The organism is Kitasatospora sp. NPDC038210 (assembly GCF_055600605.1).
Genome location: NZ_JBVJYK010000005.1, coordinates 169,163 through 195,472, shown reverse-complemented (window position 1 = coordinate 195,472; position 26,310 = coordinate 169,163). Strand labels below are relative to the sequence as shown.

Below are 26,310 nucleotides of genomic sequence, written 5' to 3'. Positions count from 1 at the left end.
GTGACCCAGTCCGACGCCGCGTCAGGGCTGCGGGCCGGGTTCCGCGGCCTCACCACGCGCGGCCGGTCCTTCCTCGCCGCCGGGATCACCGCGGTGGTCTGCGCCTACCTGCTCGACCAGGACGCCCTGCTGCGGGTGGGCGTGCTGCTCGCCGCGCTCCCGCTGGTCGCCGTGGTGGTGGTCGCCAACACCCGCTACCGGGTGGCCAGCGGCCGCCGGCTCAGCCCGCGCCGGGCGATCGCGGGCCAGGAGGCCCGGGTCCACCTGCGGCTCGACAACGTCTCCCGGGTGCCCACCGGCCTGCTGCTCCTGGAGGACAAGGTCCCGTACGTGCTCGGGCCGCGCCCGCGCTTCGTACTGGACCGGGTCGAGCCGCGCGGCTACCGCGAGGTCTCCTACCGGGTCCGCTCCGACCTGCGCGGCCGCTACCCGCTCGGGCCCCTGCAGCTGCGGCTGGCCGACCCGTTCGGGATGTGCGAGGTGACCCGGGCCTTCACCGCCTCCGACGTGCTCACCGTCGTCCCCCTGGTCCAGGCCCTGCCGTACGTCCGGCTCAGCGGCGAGTGGCTCGGCCAGGGCGAGAGCCACAGCCGCACGCTGGCCCTGGCCGGCGACGACGACGTGATCCTGCGCGAGTACCGGCCCGGCGACGACCTGCGCCGGGTGCACTGGCGCTCCACCGCCAAGTACGGCGAACTGATGGTGCGCCGGGAGGAGCAGCCGCAGCGGGCCCGGGCCACCGTCCTGCTGGACACCCGTGAGATCGGCCACCGGGGCAGCGGCCCCGCCTCCTCCTTCGAGTGGGCGGTCAGCTGCGTCGCCTCCGTCGCCACGCACCTGCTGGAGCGCGGCTACCAGACCCAGCTGCTCACCGACACCGGCCTCGCGGTGCCCGGGCCCGGCGCGGGTGGCCACAACAACGCCGCCGACACCTCCGGGCTGATCCTGGACGCCCTCGCGGTCGCCGACCTGTCCGACGGCGGCACGCTCTCCCGCGCCGAGGAGCCGCTGCGCACCGGCGGCGAGGGCCTGCTGGTCGCCGTCCTCGGCGAGCTGGACGACACGCAGACCGCCCGGCTGGGCCGGCTGCGCAGCCGCACCGGCGGGGCGATCGCCTTCCTGCTGGACACCGGCACCTGGGCCGGCCTGCGGATGCTCGCCCCGGACACGGGGGGCGACGAGTTCCGCGCCCGGGTCCGGAAGCTGCGCGAGGCCGGCTGGACGGTCATCCCGGTGCGCGCCGGGGACTCCGTACCGGACCTGTGGCGGGCCGCCGAAGGCGCCAAGACGACCGCCCCCAACCGAGAAGAGGCCGGCGCGTGACCACCCGGGCCAAACTGACCGTCTACGCGGCGCTGGCCACCGTGCTCGCCTCGCTCTGCATGCTCCCGCTGCTGACTTCGCGCAGCTGGCTGACCCACGCCGTCCTGGTGATCGTCGTCCTCGCCGCGGTCGGCGCCGGCCTGCGGCGCTCCCCGCTGTACCGCTGGACGGTGCCGGTCGGGCAGCTGCTGGTGCTGCTCCTGCTGATGGTCATCGGCTTCTCCGGCACCGCGCTGCCCGGTCCGTCCGCGCTGCGGGTCCTGGACCAGGTCTTCGCCTCCGGTCTGGACGACATACAGCAGTACGCGATCCCGGCCCCGCCCACGCCCGGCCTGCGGCTGATCCTGGTCTCCGCGGTCGGCCTGATCGCCGTCGTGGTGGACACCGTCGCGGTGACCTACCGCCGCTCGGCGCTGGCCGGGCTGCCGCTGCTGGCGCTCTACTCGATCGGCAACGGCCTGGCCGGGGACCACGGCAGCTGGTTCTGGTTCGCGCTCGCCGCGGCCGGCTACCTGGTGCTGCTCTTCGCCGAGGGCCAGGACCGGGTCTCCCGCTGGGGCCGGGTCTTCCGCGGCACCCCCCGCGGCACCGTGAGCTCCGGCCGGGTCAGCCCGGGCGGCCAGCAGGTCGGCATCCTGGCGCTCGCCGTGGCGATGCTGCTCCCCGTCGTCCTGCCGCACTGGGACCTCGGGCTGCTGCACTCCGGCTCCGGCGGGAGCCCCGGGAAGGGCGGGGGCGTGGCGACGACCCTCGACCCGCTGGTCAGCCTGGAGGCCGCGATCACCCGGCCCACCGACGCCGAGCTGCTCACCTACACCATGGACAGCGACGTGGCCGACCAGACCTACCTCCGGACGGGCTCGCTGGACCAGTTCGACGGCACCAGCTGGCGGCTGAGCAGCACCACGGTCAACGACCTCCCGGTGTCGATGCCGAATCCCGAAGGTCTGCGCAACACCAACGTCCCCCGGATCGAGGGCGACTTCCAGGTCGGCGACCAGCTGCAGAACAGCTGGCTGCCGATGCCCTACCCGGCCGCCTCCGTCCAGGTGCCCAACCGCGGGGAGTGGAAGCTCGACCCGCTGACCCGCACCGTCGTGCCGAGCAACGACAAGGCGATGCGCGGCCTGCGCTACCACGTCAGCGCCCTGGACCTGCGGCCCACCGCGAACGAGCTGCGCCAGGCCGCCGCCGCACCGCAGGACATCCGGGACCGCTACACCGCCGTCCCGGCCGACCTGCCGAGCGTGGTCGCCGAGCAGGCCAGGACGGTCACCGGCGGCGCACAGAACGACTACGACCGGGCGGTGGCCCTGGTGAACTGGTTCACCGGGCCGGACTTCAAGTACGACACCACGGTCTCCGCCGGCACCGGCAGCAACGCCATCACGGTCTTCCTGCGCGACCGCCGGGGCTTCTGCGTGCACTTCGCCTCCACCATGGCGGCGATGGCCCGCGTGCTGAAGATCCCGGCCCGGGTCGCCGTGGGCTTCACCCCCGGCGACGCCAAGGGCGGCAACGTCTACTCGGTGAACGGCCGGATGTACCACGCCTGGCCCGAGCTGTACTTCGCGGGCTACGGCTGGCTGCGCTTCGAGCCGACCCCGAGCCGGGGCGTTCCGACCCACTACACCGAGGCGTCCAGCGCGCCGACCACCGCGCCGACCCAGCACGCGACCGCGGCCCCGCAGAGCGCGTCGGCCGCTCCGGCGCCGTCCAGCAGCTCGGACTGCACCGCCAAGCAGCGTCAGCTGGGCGACTGCGGGCCCAAGGGCAAGACCGCCGCCAAGCCCACCGAGGAGTCCTGGCTGCTGTCCGGGCAGGTGCTCGGCACCTTCGCCGCGGTGCTGGCGGTGATCGCGCTGCTGCTCTCGCCGATGCTCTGGCGCACGGCCGTACGCCGTCGTCGGCTCGGCGGCGGCGGGCGGCGCCGGCCCGGCGGGAGCGGTCCCGCGGAGCTGACCGACGCCCAGGTGCTGGCCGCCTGGGACGAGCTGGTCGACTCCGCCTGGGACATCGGAATTCCCCCGGACGAGTCACGCACCCCGCGGTCGGCCGCCCGGCGGATCACCGAGAAGGCGGACCTGGACGCGGACGCCGCGGCCGCCACCGGGCGGCTGGCGCTGGCCACCGAGCGGGTGCTGTACGCCCCGCCCGGACAGGTCACCGAGGCGCCGCTGGCCGCCGACGTCCGCACCGCCCGGCGCGGCCTGCGGGCGGGCGTCGGCCGGGCCGGGCGCGCCCGGGCGCTGCTGCTGCCGCCGTCCTCGGCGCAGCTGTGGTGGCGGATCTCCGACGCGCTGCGGGCGGCCCGGACGGCCGTCGGCACCGCGGTGGCCGGGGCGGGCGAGGCGGTCTCCGCCCCGGTCCGGCGGGTCCTCACCCGGCGGCCCGGGCAGGACACCCACGGGCCGGACGCTCCCGGGTCGGACACCCGGGAGTCCTGAGCCCCGGACACGGCAGACGCCGGGGGCGGGCAGTCGGTCGACTGCCCGCCCCCGGCGTCTTCGGTCCTGATGCGCCGTACGGCCCGGTGGCTAGAAGCCGCCGGTCTGCTCGTCCCTGCGGCGCTGCCAGCGCTGCTCGACCCGGTCCATCATCCCGGCCTTGCGGCGCGGGGCGGCGGCCTGGCGGGGCCCGGAGCCCTGGGCCGCGGGCCCGCGGCGCCAGCCGGTCACGGCGAACACCGCGCACCCGAGCATCACCAGAAAGCCCACGACGCTGACCCAGATCTGGTCCGGAACGACCATGCCGCCCATCAAGAGCCCGATCCCCACCACGAATCCGGCGATGGCCAGGTAGACCCGCCGACGGGTGTAGGTGCGCAGCCCGGTTCCCTCAAGCGCCGACGCGAATTTGGGATCTTCGGCATACAGCGCTCGCTCCATCTGGTCGAGCAGTCGCTGCTCGTGCTCCGAGAGCGGCACGGAGTCCTCCTACTCGTCGGTCGCGGGTGCGACCGGTCCGCCCACCCCGGTCGGGGAGGCAAGTCCAATCAGCCTTGGGGCAACACGGTCGGACGCCTGTGCGGGGGGCCCGGCCCGTGTCGTCCATATGCCCCACGCATCCGGCTGTCATGCTTTCCGGCTTTACCCAGATCATACGGTCCGTGAGCCTGTTACGGAGTGGTCTGCGCCGCGTGGGACGGGCCACTTCGACCGGGCCCGGCCGCACCGGTGTCAACGCGCCACACCCCGGACAAGTGCCCGATCCGTTGGAATCGGTCCGGACCTGGGCAGCTTCGCCGCAGGAGAGCGGAAACCGGCCGGTCGGCCGGGCCGGGGAACCGGCGGGCGACGGCCACGCGAACCGCCGCCGTACGGTGTGCGAACCGTACGGCGGCGAAGGTCCCGCGGAGGTCTCGCGGAGGCCCGGCGGGGGCGGCTCAGGCCAGGGTGGCCAGCAGGTGCAGCTGGGTCGCCACGGCGTGGAAGGCGGGCTGCTCGGCGGCGGCCTCCTCCAGCTTCAGCAGCGCCTCCAGCGCGCCCGGCTCGGTGTCCACCAGCACCCCGGGGACGAGGTCGGCGAAGACCCGGACGCCGTGCACCGACGCCACCCGCAGACCGGCGGCCTCGGCCAGGCCGGACAGCTCCTCGCCGGTGAAGCGGCGCGGCATAGGGTCGTTCTCGCCCCAGCGGCCGTCGGTGGCGGAGAGCACCGTGCGGGCCTCGTTGAAGTGGCCGGCCAGCGCACGGGCCAGCACGGCGCCGTTGCGGTTGGCGGCCAGCAGGCTGACCAGACCGCCCTTGCGCAGGGTGCCCGCCAGGCTGCCGAGCGCCTCGGCCGGGTCGTCCACGACCTCCAGCACGCCGTGGCAGAGCACCGCGTCCACGGTGCCGGGGGCGACCAGCTCGGGCAGCGTCTGGGTGTCGCCCTGGACGGCGCGCACCAGGTCCGTCACGCCGGCCTCGGCCGCCCGGCGCTCCAGCGCGAACAGCGCGTCCGGGCTCGGGTCGACGACGGTGACCCGGTGGCCGAGCTTGGCCACCGGCACGGCGAAGTTGCCGGTGCCGCCGCCGGTGTCGACCACGTCGAGCACCGGCTGGTCCAGCTCGGCCGCCCGCTTCTCCAGGGCTGCCCGCACCACCTCCCACACCACGGCGGTACGCAGGGCACTGCGGGGACGCGTCGGGTACAAGGTGCGGCTCCTTGGCACGTGCAGTTCGATCAGGTTGCCTCCACCTTACGGGTGGCCGGTCCGGCGGCGCCCGGCGGCTCGTCGCCGTCCAGCGGCAGCCGGGGCGCGGGCGGGACCGCCCGCAGGCCCAGCAGCCGTTCGACCAGGCGCAGGAACAGGGCGGAGTTGCGGATCAGGTCGTCGGCGTCGCGGGCCGACGCGGCACCCCGGATCCCGGCCTCGGCGGCGGCCCGGCGGCGGGCGCCGGCGCCGTAGTAGAGCGCCCACTCGGCGAGCTCCGGAGCCACCTCGGGCAGCACCTCCCAGGCGCTGCGGATGGCCTTGCGCCGGCGCGGGTTCTTCTCCGGGCGCCCGCGCACCGCCAGGACGGCCGCCACCGTGCGCAGTGCGGCCAGGTGCGCGGTGGCGTAGCGCTCCAGTGGGTCCTCCAGCGCACGGGCGCGGGCGAGGGTGCGGTGGGCGTCGGCGAGCAGGTCGAGGGCGGCCGGCGGCGCGGCGATCCGGCGGACCACGGGGTGGACGTCCCCACCGCCGGGGCGTCCGCCCGGCTGGTCCGGGGCGTACGGGTGGGCGGCGGAGTGGAGGCGGGCGGTGACGGGCTCAGGACGGCTGATGGTCATGGTCTCCCCCGTTCCGAGGCAGCGCGCGGACCGGGTGGTCCGTGCCCCTCCATCGTGAACGGCACCACTGACAATCCGTCCGTTCCGGGACGGAGCCCGGGAAACGCGATCGGCGGCGGGCGCGGGCCCTCCCCCGGTCCGCGCCGCCGCCGTGTGCCGTCGCTCCGCCGTCCCCCCACGGGCGGCGGTGGCGAACTTCCCCCGTGGCCGGTCTCCCCCCGGCCCGCTCCGCCGCCCCGTGTCGGCGGTGCGGGGACCGTGACCAGCCCCGTTTCGCGGATCTCCGCCGCCGTCCCCCGGCACTCACGGCCGGAGGGACGGACGGATCCGCCACCCGGGCGGGGCGGCGCCCGACGCGCCGCTCCTCCCGGGTGCCACCACTCTCCCGTCTCCGCAGGTCGGAGGCCATCCGCTGACGTACTCAACCGCGGATCTGAGTATCCGTACTCAGACCCCGCGCGGAACCGGCCCCGGGCCGTGCGGCGTCCCGGCTCCCGGTACGGTACGGCGGGGCCGGGCGGAACCGGCCCCGGGTTCACGAGAGGGGGAGGCCATGACGATCCTGCCGCTGATCTTCACCAGCGGACTGGCCAGCGGCATCAACGCCTACGCGGTGGTGCTGCTGCTCGGCCTGCTGGGGCGGTTCGCCGACGCGCAGTCGGTGCCGCACGCGCTGGAGCGCACGGACGTGCTGGTCGTGGCCGCCGTGCTGTTCGCGCTGGAGGCGGTGGCCGACAAGATCCCGTACGTGGACAGCGTCTGGGACCTCGTGCACACCGTGATCCGGCCGATCGCCGGCGCCACCGTGGGCGTCCTGATCGCGAGCAACGACCCCGGCTCGCTGAGCGAGGTCGTGGCCGGTGCGATGGGCGGGACGACGGCGCTGGTCAGCCACCTGGTGAAGGCCTCGCTGCGGATGGCCGTCAACACCTCCCCCGAGCCGGCCAGCAACATCGTGGTCAGCATGGCGGAGGACCTCTCGGTGGCCGGCCTGGTCACCCTGGCGATCTTCCACCCGTGGCTGGCCGCCTCGATCGCCGCTGTGGTCCTGGTGGCGGGTCTGCTGCTGGTCCGCCTGGTGATCGGCAAGATCCGCGCCTTCCGGGCCCGCCGCCGCGAGCGCCGGGCCGCCGAGGCCGTGCAGGGCGCACAGGGCGCGTACGCCCGGCAGCCGGGGATCTGAGCCGGGACTCCGGGCCCCTAGGATCGGGTGCCATGGCACGGATCGTCATCATCGGCGCAGGAATGAGCGGGCTCGCGGCGGCCTCCCGGCTGGCGACCCTCGGCCACCGGGTGACGGTCTGCGAGGCGAGCGGTACGTACGGGGGCATGGTCGGCCGCCACGAGCGCGACGGCTTCGCCTTCGACACCGGGCCGGGGCTGCTCGCCCTCCCCGCGGTGTACCGCGATCTCGCGCTGAAGACCGGCAAGGAGCCGCTGGAGCAGTTGGTCGAGCTGGCCCCGGTCGATCCGGAGAGCCGGCACCTGTTCCCCGACGGCACCGCCGTCACCCTGCCCAACGCCTCCCGCGGCGGGGTCAGCCAGGCCCTGGACGCGGCCTTCGGGGCCGGCTCCGGCGCCCGCTGGAGCGCGGTGATGAACGACGGCCGGACGGTCTGGGAGGCCACCCGCCGCCCGCTGCTCGAAGAGCCGCTCCCCGCCGACCGGGGCTTCCTGGGCACCGACCCGTACCCCGTCCCGCCGCGCACCGGCCTGGCCCGGCTGCGCCGCGCCGCCCCGTGGACCCTCCACGACGTGGCGGCGCGGCAACTGGACGGGCACCCCGGCCTGACCGCCCTGCTGTTCGAGTCCGCGGTCCGCTACGGCTTCGTCCCGGGCCTGGCCCCGGCCGGGGCCACCGTGCTGCCGTACATGGAGCAGTCCTTCGGCGTCTGGTACGTCCGGGGAGGCCTGCGCGCCCTCGCGGAGGCGGTGTACCGGCGTTGCGAGCTGCGCAAGGTCGACTTCCGCTTCGACACGCCCGTCACCCGGGTCGTCGTCGAGGACGGCCGCGCCCGCGGCGTCGAGACGGCGGACGGCCGGATCGAGGCCGACCTGGTGCTCTCGGCGATGGACGCCGACGCGCTGTTCGGCCGCGGCCTGGCCGAGTGGCCCGGGAAGCCGGCCAGGGCGTGGCGGCCGTCCGGGGCGCCCGGCCGGTTCTGCGTGCTGCTCGCCCTACGCGGCGCCCGGCCGGAGGGCACCGCCCACCGCACCGTGGTGCACGCGCCCGACCTCGCCGCCGAGGAGCGGGCCCTGACCGGCGCCGGCCCGCTGTGCGAGCGCCCCACGGTGCAGGTGCTGCGCCCGGACGACCCCGCGCTGCGCCCCGACGACGCGCACGAGAGCGTGGTGCTGACCGCGACCGTCCCGGCCCAGGGCGTCGTCGACTGGACCGCCCCCGGTGTCGCCGAGCGCTACGCCGACCGGCTGCTCGCCCACGTGGACGCGGCCGTGCCGGGCCTGCGCGAGCGGCTGCTGTGGCGGGTCGTGCGCACCCCGGAGGACACCCGCCGGGAGACCGGTGCCCCGGGCGGCTCGGTCGCCCTGCCGGTGCTGGCCGGAGCGGACGGGGGCTGGCTGAGGACCGCCAACGAGTCCCCGGTCCCCGGCCTCTACCTGATCGGCGGCACCGCCCACCCCGGCGGCGGGCTGGCCCGCGTCGGCATGTCGGCCTGCATCGCCGCCGACCTGGTGGGGCCGGCCTAGGCCCGGCAGCCCACGCCGGGTTCGTCAGCCCTGGTGCCAGGTGTTCTGCTGCTGCTGGTAGCCGTAGTTCTGGTCGTACGCCTGTTGCTGCGGGATGCCCTGGGCCTGCGGGTCGGGCTGGGGCTGCCACTGCTGCTGCTGGTGCTGGTGGGCGTTCGGGTCCCAGGTCTGCTGTTGCTGCTGGTAGCCCGCGTACGGGTCCTGCTGCTGGCCCGGCTGCTGGTAGGCGCCGTACGGGTCCTGCTGCAGGTCCTGCTGCGGGTAGCCGCCGTAGGGCTGGTCGTAGGCGAAGGCGGGCTGCTGCTGGGTCTGCCACTGCTGCTGGTCGTAGCCGCCCTGGTAGGCCGTGGCGGCGTACGGGTCCTGGACCTGCTGCTGCGGCTGCTCGTAGTACGCGGGGGCGTAGATGCCGTCCTGGGCGAGCTCCTGCATCTCGAACGCGGCGGTCTGCTCGACCTGCGGCTCGTCCTCGGGCATCGGCGTCGGCGTCGGCGCCGGCTCGAAGGCCGGGGGCTCCTCGACGGCGCTGACCTCGCCGATCCGCTCCGCGGCGACCACGGCCGCCGCCACCGCGGCCCCGCCGCCGGTGAGGGCGCCGAGCAGCGGCACCTTGGCGAGCGGGCCCGGCAGGCTGCCGTCGGCCTTCCGCAGGGACCAGCCGTCGCGGTAGCCGCGCTTGACCGACAGCGTGACGAAGGTCTGGCCGACCGCGAACAGCGCCGCACCGGCCCCGATGACCACGACCGACCCGGCGCCCATCCCGCCGGCCACGCCCAGGAAGCCGACCAGGGCCAGGACCCGCCAGTGCACCGGCGCCCGGTTCTGCAGCAGCACCTCGGCGACCAGCCAGAGCGCCACCACCGCCAACGCGGTGTACAGCAGCAGGTATCCGATGCCCATCCGCCCGCTACCTCCAGTCGCGTGCCCGCACGTGTCCGCCGCGGGTGTGCGGCGACTGTACCGGTTCAACGGCCGGGGTACCGCATCGCGTTCCCGGCGCACCCGGTACCGACCGCACACGACCGAGCCCGCCACCGTCGGGACGGTGACGGGCCCGTGAACGCCCAGCGTCAGCACGCCGGCCGCAAGGACCACCCGGACGACCGGACCCGCCCTGCTCGGGCCGGCCGCGGGACCTCAGCGCTGGTGCAGCCCGAGGTTCTGGTAGATCTCCAGCGTCGCCGTCGAGTGGTTCAGCGTGATGAAGTGCAGACCGGGCGCGCCCTCGGCGAGGAGCCGTTCGGCCATCGCGGTGGCGTGCTCCATGCCGACGGCCCGCAGCGCCGCCGGGTCGTCGATGGCCGCCCGCAGGCGGGCCTCCAGGTCGGCCGGGAAGGCCGAGCCGCTGAGCTGCGGGAAGCGCTCCAGCTGCTTGGCGTTGGTGACCGGCATGATCTCCGGGATGATCGGCGTCTCGCAGCCCGCGGCGGTCACCCGGTCGCGCAGCCGCAGGTAGTCGTCCACCTCGAAGAACATCTGGGTGATCGCGTAGTCGGCCCCGGAGCGGATCTTCGCCACGAAGTGCCGGATGTCGTCGTCCCAGTTCGTCGAGCGCGGGTGCATGTTCGGCGAGGCCGCGACGCCGACGCAGAAGTCGCCGATGCCCTTGATCAGCTCCACCAGCTCGTAGGCGTAGGTGACGCCGTCGGGGTGACTGACCCACTCGCCCATCGGGTCGCCGGGCGGGTCGCCCCGGACCGCGAGGACGTTGCGCACGCCCTGGTCCGCGTACTGGCCGATGATGTTGCGCAGCTCCGCGATCGAGTGGTCGACGGCGGTCAGGTGCGCGACCGGCGTGAGCGTGGTCTCGGTGGCGATCCGGCCGACCATGTTGACCGTGCGCTCGCGCGAGGAGCCGCCCGCGCCGTACGTCATGCAGACGAAGTTCGGGTCGAGCGGTTCGAGTCGACGGATGGCGTCCCAGAGCTTCTGCTCGCCGACCTCGGTGCGCGGCGGCATGAACTCGAAGGAGAAGGAGCGCTTGCCGGCCGCCAGGAGCTCGCGGACGGTCAGTGCGCGATCCGCTCTCGTGGAAGCGATTCCGAGTGCCATGCTGGCAGGCTATCCGGCCTTCGAGGAGGCCGGACAACTCGGTTCCACGGATTGAGACAACTGATGGACGGCATTCCGGTTGGCCCCCGCCGTCCCTTCCGGGCCCGTCGCACCGCATCCGCCGACCCCGTCGCACCACCCCCGCGGGCCCGCTCGCACGCCCGTTCCCGGCCGCCCCGCTACGCTTGCTGCACCCCAGAGAACCAGCGGAGCCCCATCGTGACCTCGTCCAGCACCCGGCCGGCCAACCCCATTGACGTGGAGGACGTCCGCACACGCGTCAACGCCGCGCTCGCCGCGTTCATGGACGGCCAGTCCGCGCTGCTCGGCAAGATCTCGCCCCAGCTGGTCCCCGCCTCCGACGCGCTGCGCGACTTCCTGCTGGACGGCGGCAAGCGGCTGCGCCCGGCCTTCTGCTACTGGGGCTGGCGCGCCGCCGGCGGCCCGGCCACGCCACCCGGGGGCGACGGGATCGCCAACGCGGCCGCCGCCCTGGAACTGCTCCAGGCGAGTGCCCTGGTGCACGACGACCTGATGGACCGCAGCGACACCCGCCGCGGCCTGCCCTCGATCCACCGCCGCTTCGAGGCGCTGCACCGCGACAGCGGCTGGCGCGGCGACCGCGAGCAGTACGGCGCCTCGGCCGCGGTGCTGCTCGGCGACCTGCTGCTGATCTGGTGCGACGAGCTGTTCCTGCGCTCGGGCCTGGAGCCGGCCGCCGTCCTGGCCGCCAAGCCGGTGTTCGACCTGATGCGCACCGAGGTCATGCTCGGCCAGTACCTGGACGTGCTGGAGCCGGTGGCCGGCGACTCGACGGACGACGGCGCACTGGACCGCGCCCGGACGGTGCTGCACTACAAGTCCGCGAAGTACACCATCGAGCGCCCGCTGCAGGTCGGCGCGCTGCTGGCCGGGGCCGGACCGGAGCTGGTGGACGCCCTCGGGGCGTTCGGGCTGCCGCTGGGCGAGGCCTTCCAGCTGCGGGACGACCTGCTCGGCGTGTTCGGGGACCCCGCGGTCACCGGCAAGCCGGCCGGGGACGACCTGCGCGAGGGCAAGCGGACGCTGCTGGTCGCGCACGCGATGCGCGGCCTGCCCGCCGAGGACGCCCGGCACCTGGACGAGCGGCTCGGCGCGCCGGACCTGGCGCCCGAGGAGGTCGCCGGGCTGCGCGAGCTGGTCGCCCGCAGCGGCGCGCCCGAGCTGGTGGAGGGCCGGATCGAGGAGCTGATGCGGCAGTCGCTGGCCGCCCTGGCGGCGGCCCCGCTGGTGGACGAGCGGGCCCGCGGGGTCCTGCTGGCGCTGGCCGAGGCCGCCACCGTCCGCAAGTACTGAGGACGGCGGCGGCCGGGGATCAGCTGGACCGCACGCGGCGGGACAGCTCGGCGGCGGCCGCCCGCGGGTCCTCCGCGGCGGTGATGGCCCGGACCACGACGATCCGGCGGGCACCGGCGGCCAGCACCTCGTCCAGGTTGCCGAGGTCGATCCCGCCGATGGCGAACCACGGACGGTCGGTGGCCTGCTTCGCCGCGTACGAGACCAGGCCGAGGCCCGGTGCCGGGCGGCCCGGCTTGGTCGGGGTCGGCCAGACCGGGCCGGTGCAGAAGTAGTCCACCCCGGGCTCGGCGATCGCCGCGTCCACCTCGGACTCGGCGTGGCAGGACCGGCCGATCAGGACGTCCTCGCCGAGGATCGCCCGGGCGGCCGGCACCGGCAGGTCGTCCTGGCCGAGGTGCAGCACGTCCGGCCGGGCCGCGTGCGCGACGTCGGCGCGGTCGTTGACGGCCAGCAGCTTGCCGTGCCGGCGGCAGGCGTCCGCGAAGACCTCCAGGGCCGCCAGCTCCTGCTTGGCCTCCAGGCCCTTGTCGCGCAGCTGGACGACGTCCACGCCGCCCGCCAGCGCCGCGTCGAGGAACTCGGCGAGGTCGCCCTGCTCGCGGCGTGCGTCGGTGCACAGGTAGAGCCGGGCGTCGGCGAGCCTCGTCCGGAGGTCCGTCATCACAGGGCCATGGCCTGGGCGCGGCGCTTGACCTCGGTCGCCCGGTTCTCCCACAGCGCCTGCACCGGCGTGCCGGGCAGCGACTCGTCCTCGGTGAACATCCACTCGATGATCTCGTCGTCGCCGAACCCGCTGTCGCGCAGCACGGTCAGCAGGCCGATCAGGTGCTTGACCGGGCCGTCGTCGTCGATGAACGCGGCCGGGACCTGCAGCGACTTGTTGGGACCGCGGCGGACCGCGATCAGTTCACCCTTCTTGACCATGTTGCGGACCTCGGTGACCAGCACACCCCACCGCTCGGAGATGTCGGGCAGGTACAGCCACTCGGGGACCAGGGCTTCAGTCTTGGCATCGATCTCACTCACGGCACCAGCCTGCCACCTCGGCCCCCGGTCGCGCACACGCCCCCGGCGCCGCGGCTACGCCACGGCCGACTTCAGGGGCACCGCCGGGTCCGCCGCGCGGGCCGGGTCCAGCGCCGTGCCGCGCTCGATCAGCTTCCGCCCCTGGGTGAGGTCGCGCGGCCGGTCCACGGTCAGCAGCGCGCTCGGCACGCCGCCCCGCAGCCACAGCACCGCCCAGGAGTCGTCCAGCGGGCCGCCGCGCCACAGCACCTCGTCGCCCTCGGCGTGCCGGCCCGCGTACTGGACCATCCGCCCGAACTGCTCCGACCAGAAGTACGGCACCGGGTCGTACGGCGGTGCGTCCGCGCCGAGGACGGCGGCGGCCACCGCCTCGCCGGACTGCAGCGCGTGGTCCCAGTGCTGGACGGCCAGCCGGGCCCCGGCCCGGGCCGAGGGGTAGCTGACGCAGTCGCCGGCCGCGAAGACCCCGGGCAGGCCGGCACGCAGCCGCGCGTCCACCACGACGGCGCCGGAGCCGTCCAGCTCGACGCCGGAGCCGGTCAGCCACTCGGTCGCGGGCCGGGCCCCGATGCCGACCACCACCTCGTCGGCGGGCAGGTGCGAGCCGTCCGCCAGCAGCACCGCGCCGGGCTCGACGGCGGCCACGCCGACCCCGCAGCGCAGGTCGACGCCGGCCTCGGTGTACCAGGCGGCCATCGCCGAACCGATCACGGTCGGCAGCGCGCCGGGCAGCGGCGCCGGGCCCGCCTCGACCACGGTCACCTCGCAGCCCGCCGCACGGGCCGCGGTGGACACCTCGGCGCCGATCCAGCCCGCGCCGACCAGCACCAGCCGCAGACCGGGGCGCAGCAGCGCGCGCAGCGCCAGCGCGTCGTCCAGGGTGTGCAGCAGGTGCGCCCGCTCGGCACCGGGCAGGGCCCGCGGGACGGCGCCGGTGGCGATCACCAGCGAGCCGTACGGGAGGTCGCCGCCGTCCGTGTGCAGCACGCCGGGGGTGAGGCCGGTGGCCCGGACGCCGGTGCGGACCTCGATGCCGAGGTGCGCGTAGTCGATGTCCAGGGCGGTGCTGTCGCTCTTGCCGAGCAGCACGTCCTTGGAGAGCGGCGGCCGGTCGTACGGCACGTGCGGCTCCTCGCCGACCAGCGTGATCCGCCCCCGCCACCCGCCCTGCCGCAGCTTCAGGGCGCACTGCGCCCCGGCCAGCCCGGCTCCGACGACGACCACCCGATCCGTTCCGCTCAGCTCTGCCACGCCCGTCACTGTACTCAGCACCACGCGGCGGCCTGGGGGCCGTCCCACCCTTCGTACGGCCCTTCGGCCGCCCCCGGCCCCGGCGTTATGGTGGGGACACCATCACGGGAGCCCGGCGAACCGGGCTGAGAGGCGGGCTGGCACGGCCTGCGACCGTCCGAACCTGATCCGGGTCATACCGGCGAAGGGAGAAGAGCAGCTTTGACACGCATGCCATCGGACGTCCGCGCCGACGTCCTGGTGATCGGCGGGGGCATCATCGGCCTCGCCGTCGCCTGGCGGGCGGCGCAGCGCGGGCTGCGGACCGTCGTGGTCGACCCCTCCCCCGGCGGCGGGGCGGGCCTGGTCGCGGCCGGGATGCTCGCCCCGGTCACCGAGCTCCAGTACGGCGAGGAGCCGTTGCTGCGGCTCGGCATGGCCTCCAACGAGCGGTACGCGGCCTTCGCCGCCGAGCTCACCGAGGCGAGCGGCGGCCAGGACACCGGCTACCGACGCTGCGGCACGATCGCCGTGGCGCTGGACTCCGACGACCGCGAGGAGCTGCGCGAACTGCACGCCTTCCACCAGCGGCTCGGCCTGGACTCGACGTGGCTGACCGGCCGGGAGGCCCGCAGGCTGGAGCCGATGCTCGCCCCCGGTGTGCGCGGCGGCCTGCACGTCGCGGACGACCACCAGGTGGACGGCCGGCGGATGCTCGCCGCCCTGCTGTCGGCCGGGGAGCGGGCGGGCGTCGTCGTCCGGCCCGCCGCGGCGGTGGAGCTGCTGGTCGAGGGCGGCCGCGCGGTCGGTGCCCGGCTGAGCACCGACCAGACCGTGACCGCCGACCAGGTCGTCCTCGCCGCCGGCCCGCACAGCCACCGGCTGGCCGGTCTGCCCGAGGGCGTGCTGCCCGCGATCCGCCCGGTGAAGGGGCAGGTGCTGCGCCTGCGCGTCCCCGACGCCTTCCGGCCGTTCCTCTCCCGCAACGTCCGCGCCGTGGTGCGCGGCCGGCACATCTACCTGGTGCCGCGGGAGAACGGCGAGCTGGTGATCGGGGCGACCACCGAGGAGCAGGGCTACGACACCACCGTCACCGCCGGAGGGGTGTACGAACTCCTGCGCGACGCGCACGAGTTGGTCCCCGGGATCACCGAACTCCCGCTGGCGGAGACCTCGGCCGGGCTGCGTCCCGGCTCGCCCGACAACGCACCGCTGCTCGGCCCGACCGCACTTCCCGGGCTGGTCGCCGCCACCGGCCACTACCGCAACGGCGTGCTGCTCACCCCGGTGACCGCCGACCTGCTCTCCGAGTACCTGGCCACTGGCGAACTCCCGGAGCCGGCAAAGCCGTTCACCCCCACCCGGTTCTCCCCCGACCGCTCCACCACGAAGGCCCAGGCATGACCGAGACCGCACCGACCGGATCCGCACCGGCCGAGACCGCACCCGCCGCAACCGCGACCGCACCCACCGAGCCCGCGCCGCACGGATCCGCACCCGCCGGGACGGCTCCGACCGGGATCGTCCTGACCGTCAACGGCACGCCCCGCGAGCTGCCCGCCACGACCACCCTCGCCGAGCTGGTGGCCACCGTGAGCCGGGCCAACACCGGCGTCGCCGCCGCCCTGAACGAGGCCGTGGTGCCCCGCAGTTCGTGGTCCGAGACGCCGCTGAGCGCGGGCGACCGGATCGAGATCCTCACCGCCGTGCAGGGAGGCTGAGATGGCCGACGACCTGCTCACCATCGCCGGGACGACCTTCTCCTCCCGGCTGATCATGGGCACCGGCGGCGCGCCGAGCCTGGAGGTCCTGGAGCGCGCCCTGCTCGCCTCCGGCACCGAGCTGACCACCGTCGCGATGCGCCGGGTCGACGCCTCCACCCAGGGCTCCGTCCTGGACGTGCTGACCCGCAACGGCATCCGCGTGCTGCCCAACACGGCCGGCTGCTTCACCGCCGGCGAGGCCGTGCTGACGGCCCGGCTGGCCCGCGAGGCGCTCGGCACCGACTGGGTGAAGCTGGAGGTGATCGCCGACGAGCGGACCCTCCTGCCGGACCCGATCGAGCTGCTGGACGCCGCCGAGACCCTCGTCGACGACGGCTTCACGGTGCTGCCGTACACCAACGACGACCCGGTGCTGGCCCGCAAGTTGGAGGACGTGGGCTGCGCCGCCATCATGCCGCTGGGCTCACCGATCGGCTCCGGCCTCGGCATCCGCAACCCGCACAACTTCCAGCTGATCGTGGAGAGCGCGGGTGTCCCGGTGATCCTGGACGCGGGCGCCGGCACCGCCTCCGACGTCGCGCTGGCCATGGAACTGGGCTGCGCCGCGGTGATGCTGGCCTCCGCGGTGACCCGGGCTCAGGAGCCGGTGCTGATGGCCGAGGCGATGCGGCACGCCGCCGAGGCGGGCCGGCTCGCCCACCGGGCCGGCCGCATCCCCCGCCGTTTCCACGCCGAGGCCTCCTCCGCGATGGCCGGCCGCGCCGACCTGGACACCCGGGAACGGCCGGCGTTCTGACCGGCCGGCGCCCCGGGCGGGCGGCGTGTCACAAGCCGGGCACAGCCGGGCCCTGAGGCGGTGTCCCCAGGGTCCGGCCGCCCGGCCCGGCACTAGACTCGCCGGGTGGACATGGCACTGCACGACCCCCTGATCGGCACCCTGCTCGACAACCGGTACCGGGTCGAGCAGCGCATCGCCACCGGCGGGATGTCCACCGTCTACAAGGGCACCGACACCAGGCTGGACCGGGTGGTCGCCCTCAAGGTGATGCACCCGGCGCTCGCCGGCGACGAGGGCTTCACCGCCCGTTTCATCCGCGAGGCCAAGGCGGTCGCCAAGCTCACCCACCCCAATGTGGTCAACGTCTTCGACCAGGGCGCGGACGGCGGAAACGTTTTCCTCGCCATGGAGTACGTCCCCGGCCGCACCCTGCGCGATCTGCTGCGCGACCGCGGCGCGCTCTCCGTCCGGGCCGCCCTGGACGTCCTGGAGCCGGTGCTCGCCGCCCTGGGCGCCGCCCACCGGGCCGGACTGGTCCACCGCGACGTCAAGCCGGAGAACGTGCTGATCACCGAGGGCGGCCTGGTCAAGGTCGCCGACTTCGGCCTGGTCCGGGTGCTCGGCACCGCCGACGGCGCGCCCACCTCGGCCGACACCGCGACCGGCGGCACGGTCCTGGGCACCGTCTCCTACCTGGCCCCCGAGCAGATCCTCCCGGACGCCCCCACCGACCAGCGGGTCGACGTCTACGCGGCCGGCATCCTGCTGTACGAGATGCTGACCGGCCGCCGCCCGCACACCGGCGACAACCCCGTCCAGGTCATGTACAAGCACCTGCACGAGGACGTCCCCGCCCCGTCCCTGGTCGCCCCCGCGGTCGGCCCCGAGCTCGACGCCATAGTGGCCGCCGCCTGCGCCCGGGCCGCCGACGGCCGCCCGTACGACGCGGTCGAGCTGCTCGCCGCGCTCCAGCGGGCCCGCCGCACCCTCACCCCGGCCGAGCTGGACGCCGAGCCGCCGGCCTCCACCCGGCCCAGTCCGCGCTACCCGACCAGCGAGCCGACCTCGGTGATCGAGCCGCTGCCGCAGCCCGCCGACGCCCCGCCGACGGAACGCACCAGCGTGCTGGACGTGCCGCCGGAGCTGATGGACCAGCTGCTCACCGAGCCGCGCCCGTACGACGAGCCCGCCCCGGTGCGCGAGCGCCGGCCCGGCGTGCTGCGCCGGATCCCCCGCAAGGCGGTGATCTGGGCCGCCGCGCTGACCGCGCTGGTGCTGGCGGTCGGCGGCGCCACCTACGGGCTGTCCGAGGGCTTGTACGGCGCGGTTCCCGGGGTGCTCGGCAAGGACCGGGCCGAGGCGCAGCGGATCCTGGACAAGGAGGGCCTGCACGGCAGGTTCGTCGAGGCGTTCAGCGAGTCCGTCCCGTCGGGGCAGGTGATCTCCACCGACCCCGGGGTGGGGGCGCGCGCCCGCCGCAGCGACAGCATCACCGTCACCGTCTCCAAGGGCCCCAAGCGGATCGCGGTGCCGGACGTCGTCGGCAAGAGCGCCGCCGACGCCGCGGCGGCCCTGGCCGGCGCCCAGCTGTCCAGGGGCAGCGTGACCGAGACGTACGACGACACCGTGCCGGAGGGCTCGGTGATCAGCAGCTCGCCGGCGGCCGGGCAGCAGCTGCAGGAGAACGCCGCCGTCTCGCTGGTGGTCAGCAAGGGCATGGTGCCGGTCCCGAACGTCACCGGGCTGACCAAGGACGAGGCGCAGAAGGCGCTGCAGGCGGCGGGCTTCACGATGCAGACCACCGGCTGGGACGTGTTCGGCGCGGTCAAGGTCAACGGCCAGTCCCCGGCGGCCGGCGAGCGGCGCCCGCAGCACAGCCCGGTGACGGTCAGGTTCTCGCTCTTCTAGCCGCACCCGGCCGCTTCCGGCGGTCCGCTGCGGCCTCCGGACGGCTCGCCGCGGCCGCGGCGGACGGGCTCAGCGCAGCGGGCCCTCGCCCGGCTCCTCCTGGTAGGAGTACCGCTGCTCGCGCCAGGGGTCGGCGAGGTTGTGGTAGCCGCGCTCCTCCCAGAAGCCGCGCCGGTCGGCCCGCATGTACTCCACCGCGCGGACCCACTTGGGGCCCTTCCAGGCGTACAGCTGCGGGACGACCAGCCGGACCGGGAAGCCGTGCTCGGCGGTCAGCGCCTCGCCGTTGCGGTGGGTGGCGAGCAGGGTGCGCGGGTCGGCGAAGTCGGCCAGCCGCAGGTTGGCGCTGTAGCCGTACTCCGCCCAGACCATCACGTGGGTGACGCCGGGGGCCGGGGGCACCAGGTCGAGCACCGCGGCCGCCGACACGCCCGTCCACTCGTTGCCGAGCACGGAGAACTTGGTCACGCAGTGCAGGTCCGCGACGACGGTGGTGCGCGGCAGGGCGTTGAAGGCCTCGAAGTCCCAGCTGTGCTTCTCCGCCGACGCGGTGGCGCCGAACACCTGGAGGTCCCAGGTCAGCGGCTTGAAGCGGGGCACCGGGCCGTAGTGCAGGGCGGGCCAGCCGCGTTGCACGCGCTGGCCCGGGGGGAGCCTCGGGTCAGACGGCTGCAGCGGTTCGTGTTTGGACTGACCCATGGATCCATGGTGACAGACGGCGGACGAGCCCCGGCGCGCGCCCCTTTGTGAGGATTCACGCCCCGCCCGTACGGGCCAACGGTCGGCCGCCCGCCTGCCCACTCCGCCCAAATCGGATATTCCGACACATGTCCTAGTGAGTGTGAACTTACTGGAATTTCCTCCCGCCGCGGTGCCAGGATTCCCAGCGCAGGGCCCACCCCAGGACGTGACCCACCCAGGACGAACGCAGGAGGCACCGCCATGCAGGGCGATCCCGAGGTCATCGAGTTCCTCAACGAGCAGCTCACCGCCGAGCTGACCGCGATCAACCAGTACTTCCTGCACGCCAAGATGCAGGAGAACTTCGGCTGGACGAAGCTCGCCAAGTACACCCGGCACGAGTCCTTCGACGAGATGAAGCACGCCGAGACGCTCACCGACCGGATCCTGTTCCTGGACGGGCTGCCCAACTACCAGCGGCTGTTCCACGTCCGGATCGGCCAGACGGTCCAGGAGATGTTCGAGGCCGACCGCCAGGTCGAGGTCGAGGCGATCGACCGGCTCAAGCGCGGGATCGTGGTGATGCGGGCCAAGAACGACGTCACCTCGGCGAACATCTTCGAGGACATCCTGGCGGACGAGGAGCACCACATCGACTACCTCGACACCCAGCTGGAACTGCTGGCGAAGCTCGGCGAGCCGCTCTACCTCGCCCAGCTGATCGAGCAGCCGGAGTCCTGAGGCCTCAGGCCGCGCGCAGCGGGAGCACCGGGGCGATCGGACCCGAGGCGGGCGCCGGCGCGGCGGGCGCGGGCTGCGGCTGCGCGGGCTGCGGGTCGGCGAGGCCGAGCTTCGCGGCCAGCCGGGCGGTCGGGCAGGGCCGGGCGCCGTGCTCGCCGAGCAGCGCCTGGATCCGGCGCACGCAGGACCCGCAGTCGGTGCCGGCCTTGCAGCCCTTCGCTATCTGGCGGGGGGAGCTGGCACCCCCGTCGATCGCCTTCTTCACCTGGTCCTCGGTGACCGCATGGCACATGCACACGTACATCGCGGTCTCTCCCGGGGTGAAGCGTCGAGTGGATCTTGACTAAGGCTTGCCTTAGCTCACTAAGCCTCACCTTACCCGGCGATCCGGGTACGAAAAAGCCCCTCCGGGCTCGGGAACCCCGAAACCGGAGGGGCTTTCGTCACATCCGGCCCGGGGGCCGGCCGTGCGCGGGACTCACTGCCCCCGGTACATCTCCGCCACCAGGAACGCCAGGTCCAGCGACTGGCTGCGGTTGAGCCGCGGGTCGCAGGCCGTCTCGTAGCGCTGGTGCAGGTCGTCCACCATGACCTCGTCGCCGCCGCCGACGCACTCGGTGACGTCGTCGCCGGTCAGCTCCACGTGGATGCCGCCGGGGTGGGTGCCGAGCGCGCGGTGCACCTCGAAGAAGCCCTTGACCTCGTCCAGGACGTCGTCGAAGCGGCGGGTCTTGTGGCCGCTGGAGGCCTCGAAGGTGTTGCCGTGCATCGGGTCGCAGATCCACACCGGCTTGGCGCCGGAGGCGGTGACCTTCTCGACCAGGGTGGGCAGGTGCTCGCGGATCTTGCCCGCGCCCATCCGGGTGATGAAGGTCAGGCGGCCGGGCTCGCGCTCCGGGTCCAGCTTCTCGATCAGGGCGAGCGCCTCGTCCACCGAGGTGGTCGGGCCGAGCTTCACGCCGATCGGGTTGCGGATCTTCGAGGCGAACTCGATGTGCGCGTGGTCCAGCTGCCGGGTGCGCTCGCCGACCCACACCATGTGGCCGGAGACGTCGTACAGCTCGCCGGTGCGCGAGTCCACGCGGGTCAGCGCGGTCTCGTAGTCGAGGACGAGCGCCTCGTGCGAGGAGAAGAACTCGACGGTCTTGAACTCCTCCGGCGCGACACCGCAGGCGTTCATGAAAGCCAGGGCGTTGTCGATCTCCCGGGCGAGCTGCTCGTAGCGCTGGCCGGCCGGCGAGTTGCGGACGAAGTCCTGGTTCCAGGCGTGCACCTGGCGCAGGTCGGCGTAACCACCGGTGGTGAACGCGCGCACCAGGTTGAGCGTCGCGGCGGACGCGTTGTACATCCGCTTCAGGCGCTCCGGGTCCGGGATGCGGGACTCGGGGGTGAACTCGAAGCCGTTCACCGAGTCGCCCCGGTAGACCGGCAGGGTCACGCCGTCGCGGGTCTCGGTCGACTTGGAACGCGGCTTGGAGTACTGGCCCGCGATCCGGCCGACCTTCACCACCGGCACCGAGGCCGCGTACGTCAGCACGGCGGCCATCTGCAGCAGCGTCTTCAGCTTGTTGCGGATGTGCTCCGCCGAGACACCGTCGAAGGCCTCGGCGCAGTCACCACCCTGGAGGAGGAAGGCCTCCCCGCGCGCCACGGCTCCGAGCCGGGCGCGCAGCTGGTCGCACTCGCCGGCGAAGACGAGCGGCGGATAGGCGGCGAGCTCGGCAAGGGTCTTGCGCAGAGCCTCTTGGTCCGGCCATTCAGGCTGCTGCGCCGCGGGCAGGGACTGCCAGGAGTGGGCAGCCCTCGAAGTGTCAGTCGTAGCGGTCACACGGCCAAGGCTACGGGGTGACACGAGCGATTCGTGACCATTGCCCGAGGGGTGAGACACATCTCGGACAAAGGCGTGAGCTCGCTCACCCGTCCTGCCGAATCCGCTACGCTCGACCCATGCACGCGCCGCACAACCACTCCTGGTGGTGGGCCTCCCCCAAGGGTGGCCCACCGATCGCGCGTTCCTAGACGAACACGACGGCCGCCCCTCGGGGCGGCCGTCGGCGTCTGAGCAGACGGCCCTCCGGGAGCGGAACCAGCACCGCCCTCGCCATCCACCCGGAAGGAAGCCGTACCGTGACCACCGCCACCGACCTGCTCACCCGTCTCACCGCCCCCGGCGCCCCCGCCTTCGCCGTGCTGCACCGGCGCACCCCCCGCCTCGCCCCGGACACCGTCGAGGTGCTGCTGGGCACCGTCGGCAGCTACGAGCACCTCGCCGACCTCCCGGTACCGGACGGCGTCCCGGCCGGCGGCTCCCCGGTGCACGACCTGCTCGCGCTCGTCCCGTACCGGCAGATCCGCGAGCGCGGTTTCGAGGCGCACGACGACGGCACCCCGTTGCAGGCCCTCGCGGTCACCGAGCAGCACGTTCTCCCGTTGGCCGAATTCACCTCCGCCCTACCGCAGTTGCCGGTGGATCTTGCCGGTGGCGCGTTCGACGTGGACGACGATTCGTACGCCTCGATCGTCCGCCGGGTGATCGAGGAGGAGATCGGCAACGGCGAGGGCGCCAACTTCGTGATCCGGCGCGACTTCCACGCCGTCCTGGAGGACTTCGGGCCGGAGCTCGCGCTCACGCTGTTCCGGCGGCTGCTGGAGCAGGAGCGCGGCGCCTACTGGACCTTCCTGGTGCACACCGGTGACCGCGTCCTGGTCGGCGCCTCCCCCGAGGTGCACGTCCGGCAGAGCGGCGGCACCGTCGTGATGAATCCGATCTCCGGCACCTACCGCTATCCGGCGGGCGGCTCCGACATCGACTCGCTGCTCCAGTTCCTGCACGACCCGAAGGAGTTGGAGGAGCTCACCATGGTCGTGGACGAGGAGCTCAAGATGATGTGCACGGTCGGCGACCTCGGCGGCCAGGTGCTCGGGCCCCGGCTCAAGGAGATGGCCCACCTCGCCCACACCGAGTACGAGCTGCGCGGGCGCACCTCGCTGGACGTCCGCGAGGTGCTCCGCGAGACGATGTTCGCCGCCACCGTCACCGGCAGCCCGGTCGAGAACGCCACCCGGGTCATCCGGCGCTACGAGCCCTCCGGGCGCGGCTACTACTCCGGTGCGCTCGCCCTGATCGGACGTTCCGCCAGCGGCGGGCAGCTGCTGGACTCGCCGATCTGCATCCGCACCGCCGACATCGACCCGGCCACCGGCCGGCTGGTCGTCCGGGTCGGCGCCACCCTGGTGCGCCACTCCGTCCCGGAGTCCGAGGTCGCCGAGACCCACGCCAAGGCCGCCGGGGTGCTCACCGCGATCGGCGCCCGGCCGGCAGCGGCCCGGCTGCCCCACCCCACCGGCCCCCGGCTCGCCGACGACCACCGGGTGCAGGCCGCGCTGGGCGCCCGCCGGGCCGGCCTCGCGCCGTTCTGGCTGCGGATGCAGACCCCGGCCCAGGTCACCGAGACCGAGCAGACCCTGGTCGTGGACGGCGAGGACACCTTCACCTCGATGCTCTCCCACCTGCTCGGCTCGCTCGGCCACCGGGTGACGGTCGTCCGCTACGACACGCCGGAGCTGCGCGCACTGGTCGCGGCGCACCGCGGCCCGCTGGTGCTCGGCCCCGGCCCCGGCGACCCGGCCCTCGTCGACGACCCCAAGATGGCGGTGCTGCGGCCGATCGTCGCGGACGCACTGGCCGCCGCCCGCGCCGGCACCCGGCCGGCGCCGCTGCTCGCGGTCTGCCTCAGCCACCAGCTGCTCTCCGCCGAGCTCGGGCTGGCGCTCGGCCGCAAGGCCGTCCCGTACCAGGGGGCGCAGGAGAGCATCGACCTGTTCGGCACCAAGCGGACGGTCGGGTTCTACAACACCTTCACCGCGCGCTGCACGGAGGCCGACGCGGCCGGGCTCGCCGCCGAGGGCATCGAGGTCTCCCGGGACGCCACCACCGGCGACGTCCACGCCCTGCGCGGGCCCGGCTTCGCCGGCCTCCAGTTCCACCCCGAGTCGGTGCTCACCCGCGAGGGCGTGGACATCGTGGCGGGCCTGCTGTGCGAGGCCGCGGTCGCACAGCGCTGAGGAGTCGACCGGCCCCGGACGGGCGCACCCGCCCGGGGCCGGTCAGATCTCGTCGTCCAGGCCCTGCTCGATCGCGTACCGGACCAGCTCCACCCGGTTGTGCAACTGCAGCTTCCCGAGCGTGTTCTGCACGTGGTTCTGCACGGTGCGGTGCGACAGCACCAGCCGGTCGGCGATCTGGCGGTACGACAGGCCCTTGGCCACCAGCCGCAGCACCTCGGTCTCCCGGGTGGTCAGCCGCGGGGCGGCCGGCGACGACGCCGGGGCCGGCTCGGCGGCCAGCCGGCGGAACTCGCCGAGCACCAGGCCGGCCAGGCCCGGGGTGAACACCGCGTCGCCGACCGCCGTGCGACGCACCGCCTCCAGCAGCTCGTCCCGCCCGGCGGACTTCACCAGGTACCCGGTCGCGCCGGACTTCACCGCCTCCAGCACGTCCTGGTGCTCCCCGCTGGCCGACAGCACCAGCACCCGCACCGCCGGGTCCTGCGCGACCACCTGGCGGCACACCTCGGCACCGGGCAGCCCGGGCAGGTTGAGGTCCAGCACGACGACCTGCGGCGAGCAGGCGCGGGCGCGGCGCACGGCCTCCTCGCCGTCGCCGGCCGTGGCCACCACGTCCAGCCCGGCCTCGGCGAGGTCGCGCGAGACGGCGTCCCGCCACATCGGGTGGTCGTCCACCACCATCACCCGCACCGACCGGTCAGTGGTCGGCTGATCCGTCATCAGCTGGTCGGTCATGGAGTGGCCTTCCTCGGGACACGCAGTTCGACCTCGACGCCCTCCCCGGGCGCCGAGTACAGCTCGGCCGAGCCGCCGAGGTCCAGCAGCCGGCCGCGGATGGACTGGGAGACCCCGAGCCGCCCGGCCCGCTCCGCCTCGCCGAGCCGGCCGGGGGCGAACCCGGGGCCGTCGTCGCGGATGCTGACCGTGACCGCCTCCGGCTCGTCCTCGACCAGGATCCAGGCCCGGGCCTCCTCGCCGGCGTGCCGGCGGACGTTGTCGACGGCCGCACCGACCGCCGCGGCGAGTTCGCCCGCCGCCGGGGCGGGCAGCAGCACCGGGGTGCCGGGGGCGGAGAGCGTGATCCGCTCGTCGGCGTACGGGCGCAGCAACGCGGTGAGGTCGCGCGGCTCGGCGGCGTCGGGCTGCTGCGGCCCGCGCTGGGCCGGGATCGGGCCGCCGGTCATCAGCGTCCGCAGCGCGCGTTCCTGCTCGCCGGCCAGGCGGCCCAGCTCCGCGAAGTCCGCGCCGCCGCCGGTGCCGCCGTCCGTCCCCCCGCCCAGCTCGGCGCCGCGCCGCTGGACCAGCGCCAGCACCTGCAGCACGCCGTCGTGGATGTCCCGGGAGAGCCGCTCGCGCTCCCGGGTGGCCGCCTCGACCTGGAGCGCGCGGGTGAGCGTGGCCTCGCTGGCCCGGGCCAGCTCGATCACGTAGCCGATCGCGCACCCGGCGACCATCAGCAGCACGATGTTGTGGATGTTGTCGCCGGTCGGCCCGCCGTGGCCCAGGATGTTGGCGACCCCGATCACGGAGCCCGCGGCTGCGGCCGGGCGCCAGCCGCCCTTCGCGGCGCAGCCGAGCACCGTACCGGCGGCCCAGATGGTGGGCAGGGTGGGCGCGCCGTGGCTGATCCGGGCCGGGGCGTCGGTCAGGCCGCTCATCACGATGCCGGTCACGGCGAGGACGAGGTCGACGCCCAGGACGTACCAGGTGCAGCGCTGCGGGTTGGCGAAGGCCCGGGTGGTGGCGAGGGTCCAGAGGGTGAGCGCGCCGAGGAAGATCCAGCCGGCGACGGGGTGCAGGAAGTGCAGGTACGAGTTGAAGTACCGCAGCAGCGCGTAGCACAGGGCCAGCACCCGGAAGTAGGAGATGGCCCGCCACAGCGGGAGTTCGACGGACATGCCGCCGGCCGCCACCGTGCCGCCCACCTCGCCGGCTCTGCCGCCGTCCGTCATCCGCCCCTCCCCCGGGCCCGGC

24 protein-coding genes and 1 riboswitch are annotated in these 26,310 nt (G+C 74.4%); of the genes, 11 read left to right on the top strand and 13 right to left on the bottom strand.

Annotated features, from left to right (window positions below; translation table 11 throughout):
* Positions 1-1,323 (top strand): DUF58 domain-containing protein, encoded by a 1,323-nt coding sequence (locus ACZ7KX_RS12540; protein ID WP_470326424.1) that lies wholly within the window; start codon positions 1-3, stop codon positions 1,321-1,323.
* Positions 1,320-3,770 (top strand): transglutaminase TgpA family protein, encoded by a 2,451-nt coding sequence (locus tag ACZ7KX_RS12535; RefSeq protein ID WP_470326423.1) that lies wholly within the window; start codon positions 1,320-1,322, stop codon positions 3,768-3,770. Before ACZ7KX_RS12540 ends, ACZ7KX_RS12535 begins: the two co-directional genes overlap by 4 nt.
* 90 nt (positions 3,771-3,860) lie before the next feature.
* On the opposite strand, the gene ACZ7KX_RS12530 is transcribed toward ACZ7KX_RS12535, so the two are convergent.
* From ACZ7KX_RS12530 to ACZ7KX_RS12520, 3 genes are all read right to left on the bottom strand, one after another.
* Positions 3,861-4,250, bottom strand: a complete 390-nt coding sequence (locus ACZ7KX_RS12530) for a DUF3040 domain-containing protein (RefSeq protein WP_350522504.1) — start codon at positions 4,248-4,250, stop codon at positions 3,861-3,863.
* 458 nt (positions 4,251-4,708) lie between these two features.
* Positions 4,709-5,461 (bottom strand): methyltransferase domain-containing protein, encoded by a 753-nt coding sequence (locus tag ACZ7KX_RS12525; RefSeq protein ID WP_470326422.1) that lies wholly within the window; start codon positions 5,459-5,461, stop codon positions 4,709-4,711.
* Positions 5,462-5,490: 29 nt separating this feature from the next.
* Positions 5,491-6,081, bottom strand: a complete 591-nt coding sequence (locus ACZ7KX_RS12520; RefSeq protein WP_470326421.1) for an SAV_6107 family HEPN domain-containing protein — start codon at positions 6,079-6,081, stop codon at positions 5,491-5,493.
* 553 nt (positions 6,082-6,634) lie between these two features.
* Here ACZ7KX_RS12520 and ACZ7KX_RS12515 point away from each other — a divergent pair.
* Both ACZ7KX_RS12515 and ACZ7KX_RS12510 read left to right on the top strand, forming a co-directional pair.
* Positions 6,635-7,264 (top strand): DUF4126 domain-containing protein, encoded by a 630-nt coding sequence (locus ACZ7KX_RS12515; RefSeq protein WP_470326420.1) that lies wholly within the window; start codon positions 6,635-6,637, stop codon positions 7,262-7,264.
* Between the two features lie 32 nt (positions 7,265-7,296).
* Complete coding sequence (locus ACZ7KX_RS12510) at positions 7,297-8,790, top strand: phytoene desaturase family protein (RefSeq protein WP_470326419.1); 1,494 nt, start codon at positions 7,297-7,299, stop codon at positions 8,788-8,790.
* Positions 8,791-8,814: 24 nt separating this feature from the next.
* Here the strand turns inward: ACZ7KX_RS12510 and ACZ7KX_RS12505 are convergent, their stop codons facing one another.
* Positions 8,815-9,690, bottom strand: a complete 876-nt coding sequence (locus tag ACZ7KX_RS12505; RefSeq protein ID WP_470326418.1) for a hypothetical protein — start codon at positions 9,688-9,690, stop codon at positions 8,815-8,817.
* A gap of 237 nt (positions 9,691-9,927) precedes the next feature.
* Positions 9,928-10,842: a methylenetetrahydrofolate reductase [NAD(P)H] gene (gene metF / locus ACZ7KX_RS12500; protein WP_470326417.1), complete on the bottom strand. Its 915-nt coding sequence runs from the start codon at positions 10,840-10,842 to the stop codon at positions 9,928-9,930.
* Positions 10,843-11,061: 219 nt separating this feature from the next.
* Here metF and ACZ7KX_RS12495 point away from each other — a divergent pair, with 219 nt between their 5' ends.
* Positions 11,062-12,177 (top strand): polyprenyl synthetase family protein, encoded by a 1,116-nt coding sequence (locus ACZ7KX_RS12495; protein WP_470326416.1) that lies wholly within the window; start codon positions 11,062-11,064, stop codon positions 12,175-12,177.
* A gap of 19 nt (positions 12,178-12,196) precedes the next feature.
* Here the strand turns inward: ACZ7KX_RS12495 and thiE are convergent, their stop codons facing one another.
* The 3 genes from thiE to ACZ7KX_RS12480 are packed head-to-tail and all read right to left on the bottom strand — an operon-like array spanning position 12,197 to position 14,466.
* On the bottom strand, positions 12,197-12,841 hold the full coding sequence (gene thiE / locus ACZ7KX_RS12490) for a thiamine phosphate synthase (protein ID WP_470326415.1): 645 nt from the start codon (positions 12,839-12,841) through the stop codon (positions 12,197-12,199).
* Entirely contained in the window at positions 12,841-13,206 is a 366-nt protein-coding gene (locus ACZ7KX_RS12485) for an Rv2175c family DNA-binding protein (protein WP_470326414.1), read from the bottom strand. The genes thiE and ACZ7KX_RS12485 overlap by 1 nt, the downstream gene beginning before the upstream one ends.
* A 54-nt stretch (positions 13,207-13,260) precedes the next feature.
* The gene (locus ACZ7KX_RS12480; RefSeq protein WP_470326413.1) at positions 13,261-14,466 is read right to left on the bottom strand and encodes an NAD(P)/FAD-dependent oxidoreductase; all 1,206 of its coding nucleotides are present in this window, start codon (positions 14,464-14,466) and stop codon (positions 13,261-13,263) included.
* An 85-nt stretch (positions 14,467-14,551) separates the two neighbouring features.
* Positions 14,552-14,664, top strand: a riboswitch (TPP riboswitch).
* Between the two features lie 3 nt (positions 14,665-14,667).
* Here ACZ7KX_RS12480 and thiO point away from each other — a divergent pair.
* From thiO to pknB, 4 genes are all read left to right on the top strand, one after another.
* A complete protein-coding gene (gene thiO / locus ACZ7KX_RS12475; RefSeq protein ID WP_470326412.1) occupies positions 14,668-15,840 on the top strand; it encodes a glycine oxidase ThiO in 1,173 nt (390 codons plus the stop codon).
* Positions 15,837-16,157 carry a sulfur carrier protein ThiS gene (gene thiS, locus ACZ7KX_RS12470; RefSeq protein WP_470326411.1) on the top strand — a complete coding sequence of 107 codons (321 nt, stop codon included), beginning with the start codon at positions 15,837-15,839 and terminating at the stop codon, positions 16,155-16,157. The genes thiO and thiS overlap by 4 nt, the downstream gene beginning before the upstream one ends.
* A 1-nt stretch (position 16,158) precedes the next feature.
* On the top strand, positions 16,159-16,956 hold the full coding sequence (locus tag ACZ7KX_RS12465) for a thiazole synthase (protein ID WP_350522517.1): 798 nt from the start codon (positions 16,159-16,161) through the stop codon (positions 16,954-16,956).
* Between the two features lie 111 nt (positions 16,957-17,067).
* Positions 17,068-18,846 carry a Stk1 family PASTA domain-containing Ser/Thr kinase gene (gene pknB / locus ACZ7KX_RS12460; protein ID WP_470326678.1) on the top strand — a complete coding sequence of 593 codons (1,779 nt, stop codon included), beginning with the start codon at positions 17,068-17,070 and terminating at the stop codon, positions 18,844-18,846.
* Positions 18,847-18,915: 69 nt separating this feature from the next.
* Here pknB and ACZ7KX_RS12455 read toward each other — a convergent pair whose 3' ends face one another.
* Complete coding sequence (locus ACZ7KX_RS12455; protein WP_350522518.1) at positions 18,916-19,545, bottom strand: sulfite oxidase-like oxidoreductase; 630 nt, start codon at positions 19,543-19,545, stop codon at positions 18,916-18,918.
* Positions 19,546-19,788: 243 nt separating this feature from the next.
* Between ACZ7KX_RS12455 and bfr the strand changes: the two genes are divergently transcribed.
* Positions 19,789-20,268 carry a bacterioferritin gene (bfr, locus tag ACZ7KX_RS12450; protein WP_396547634.1) on the top strand — a complete coding sequence of 160 codons (480 nt, stop codon included), beginning with the start codon at positions 19,789-19,791 and terminating at the stop codon, positions 20,266-20,268.
* A gap of 4 nt (positions 20,269-20,272) precedes the next feature.
* Here bfr and ACZ7KX_RS12445 read toward each other — a convergent pair whose 3' ends face one another.
* On the bottom strand, positions 20,273-20,572 hold the full coding sequence (locus ACZ7KX_RS12445) for a (2Fe-2S)-binding protein (RefSeq protein WP_350522519.1): 300 nt from the start codon (positions 20,570-20,572) through the stop codon (positions 20,273-20,275).
* A gap of 174 nt (positions 20,573-20,746) precedes the next feature.
* On the bottom strand, positions 20,747-22,096 hold the full coding sequence (locus tag ACZ7KX_RS12440; RefSeq protein ID WP_396547637.1) for a class II 3-deoxy-7-phosphoheptulonate synthase: 1,350 nt from the start codon (positions 22,094-22,096) through the stop codon (positions 20,747-20,749).
* Between the two features lie 299 nt (positions 22,097-22,395).
* On the opposite strand from ACZ7KX_RS12440, the gene ACZ7KX_RS12435 reads away from it, so the two are divergent.
* Positions 22,396-24,333 (top strand): anthranilate synthase family protein, encoded by a 1,938-nt coding sequence (locus ACZ7KX_RS12435; protein WP_470326410.1) that lies wholly within the window; start codon positions 22,396-22,398, stop codon positions 24,331-24,333.
* A gap of 42 nt (positions 24,334-24,375) precedes the next feature.
* On the opposite strand, the gene ACZ7KX_RS12430 is transcribed toward ACZ7KX_RS12435, so the two are convergent.
* Positions 24,376-25,071: a response regulator gene (locus tag ACZ7KX_RS12430; RefSeq protein WP_470326409.1), complete on the bottom strand. Its 696-nt coding sequence runs from the start codon at positions 25,069-25,071 to the stop codon at positions 24,376-24,378.
* Positions 25,068-26,288, bottom strand: a complete 1,221-nt coding sequence (macS, locus tag ACZ7KX_RS12425) for a MacS family sensor histidine kinase (RefSeq protein WP_350522523.1) — start codon at positions 26,286-26,288, stop codon at positions 25,068-25,070. Before macS ends, ACZ7KX_RS12430 begins: the two co-directional genes overlap by 4 nt.
* Positions 26,289-26,310: the final 22 nt, after the last annotated feature.

Coding starts and splice junctions, on each gene's coding strand:
- ACZ7KX_RS12520 (WP_470326421.1), bottom strand. CDS start 6,081: ATGACCATCAGCCGTCCTGAGCCCGTCACCGCCCGCCTCCACTCCGCC.
- ACZ7KX_RS12515 (WP_470326420.1), top strand. CDS start 6,635: ATGACGATCCTGCCGCTGATCTTCACCAGCGGACTGGCCAGCGGCATC.
- ACZ7KX_RS12510 (WP_470326419.1), top strand. CDS start 7,297: ATGGCACGGATCGTCATCATCGGCGCAGGAATGAGCGGGCTCGCGGCG.
- ACZ7KX_RS12505 (WP_470326418.1), bottom strand. CDS start 9,690: ATGGGCATCGGATACCTGCTGCTGTACACCGCGTTGGCGGTGGTGGCG.
- metF (WP_470326417.1), bottom strand. CDS start 10,842: ATGGCACTCGGAATCGCTTCCACGAGAGCGGATCGCGCACTGACCGTC.
- thiE (WP_470326415.1), bottom strand. CDS start 12,841: ATGACGGACCTCCGGACGAGGCTCGCCGACGCCCGGCTCTACCTGTGC.
- thiO (WP_470326412.1), top strand. CDS start 14,668: ATGCCATCGGACGTCCGCGCCGACGTCCTGGTGATCGGCGGGGGCATC.
- thiS (WP_470326411.1), top strand. CDS start 15,837: ATGACCGAGACCGCACCGACCGGATCCGCACCGGCCGAGACCGCACCC.
- ACZ7KX_RS12465 (WP_350522517.1), top strand. CDS start 16,159: ATGGCCGACGACCTGCTCACCATCGCCGGGACGACCTTCTCCTCCCGG.
- pknB (WP_470326678.1), top strand. CDS start 17,068: ATGGCACTGCACGACCCCCTGATCGGCACCCTGCTCGACAACCGGTAC.
- ACZ7KX_RS12455 (WP_350522518.1), bottom strand. CDS start 19,545: ATGGGTCAGTCCAAACACGAACCGCTGCAGCCGTCTGACCCGAGGCTC.
- bfr (WP_396547634.1), top strand. CDS start 19,789: ATGCAGGGCGATCCCGAGGTCATCGAGTTCCTCAACGAGCAGCTCACC.
- ACZ7KX_RS12445 (WP_350522519.1), bottom strand. CDS start 20,572: ATGTACGTGTGCATGTGCCATGCGGTCACCGAGGACCAGGTGAAGAAG.
- ACZ7KX_RS12430 (WP_470326409.1), bottom strand. CDS start 25,071: ATGACCGACCAGCTGATGACGGATCAGCCGACCACTGACCGGTCGGTG.
- macS (WP_350522523.1), bottom strand. CDS start 26,288: ATGACGGACGGCGGCAGAGCCGGCGAGGTGGGCGGCACGGTGGCGGCC.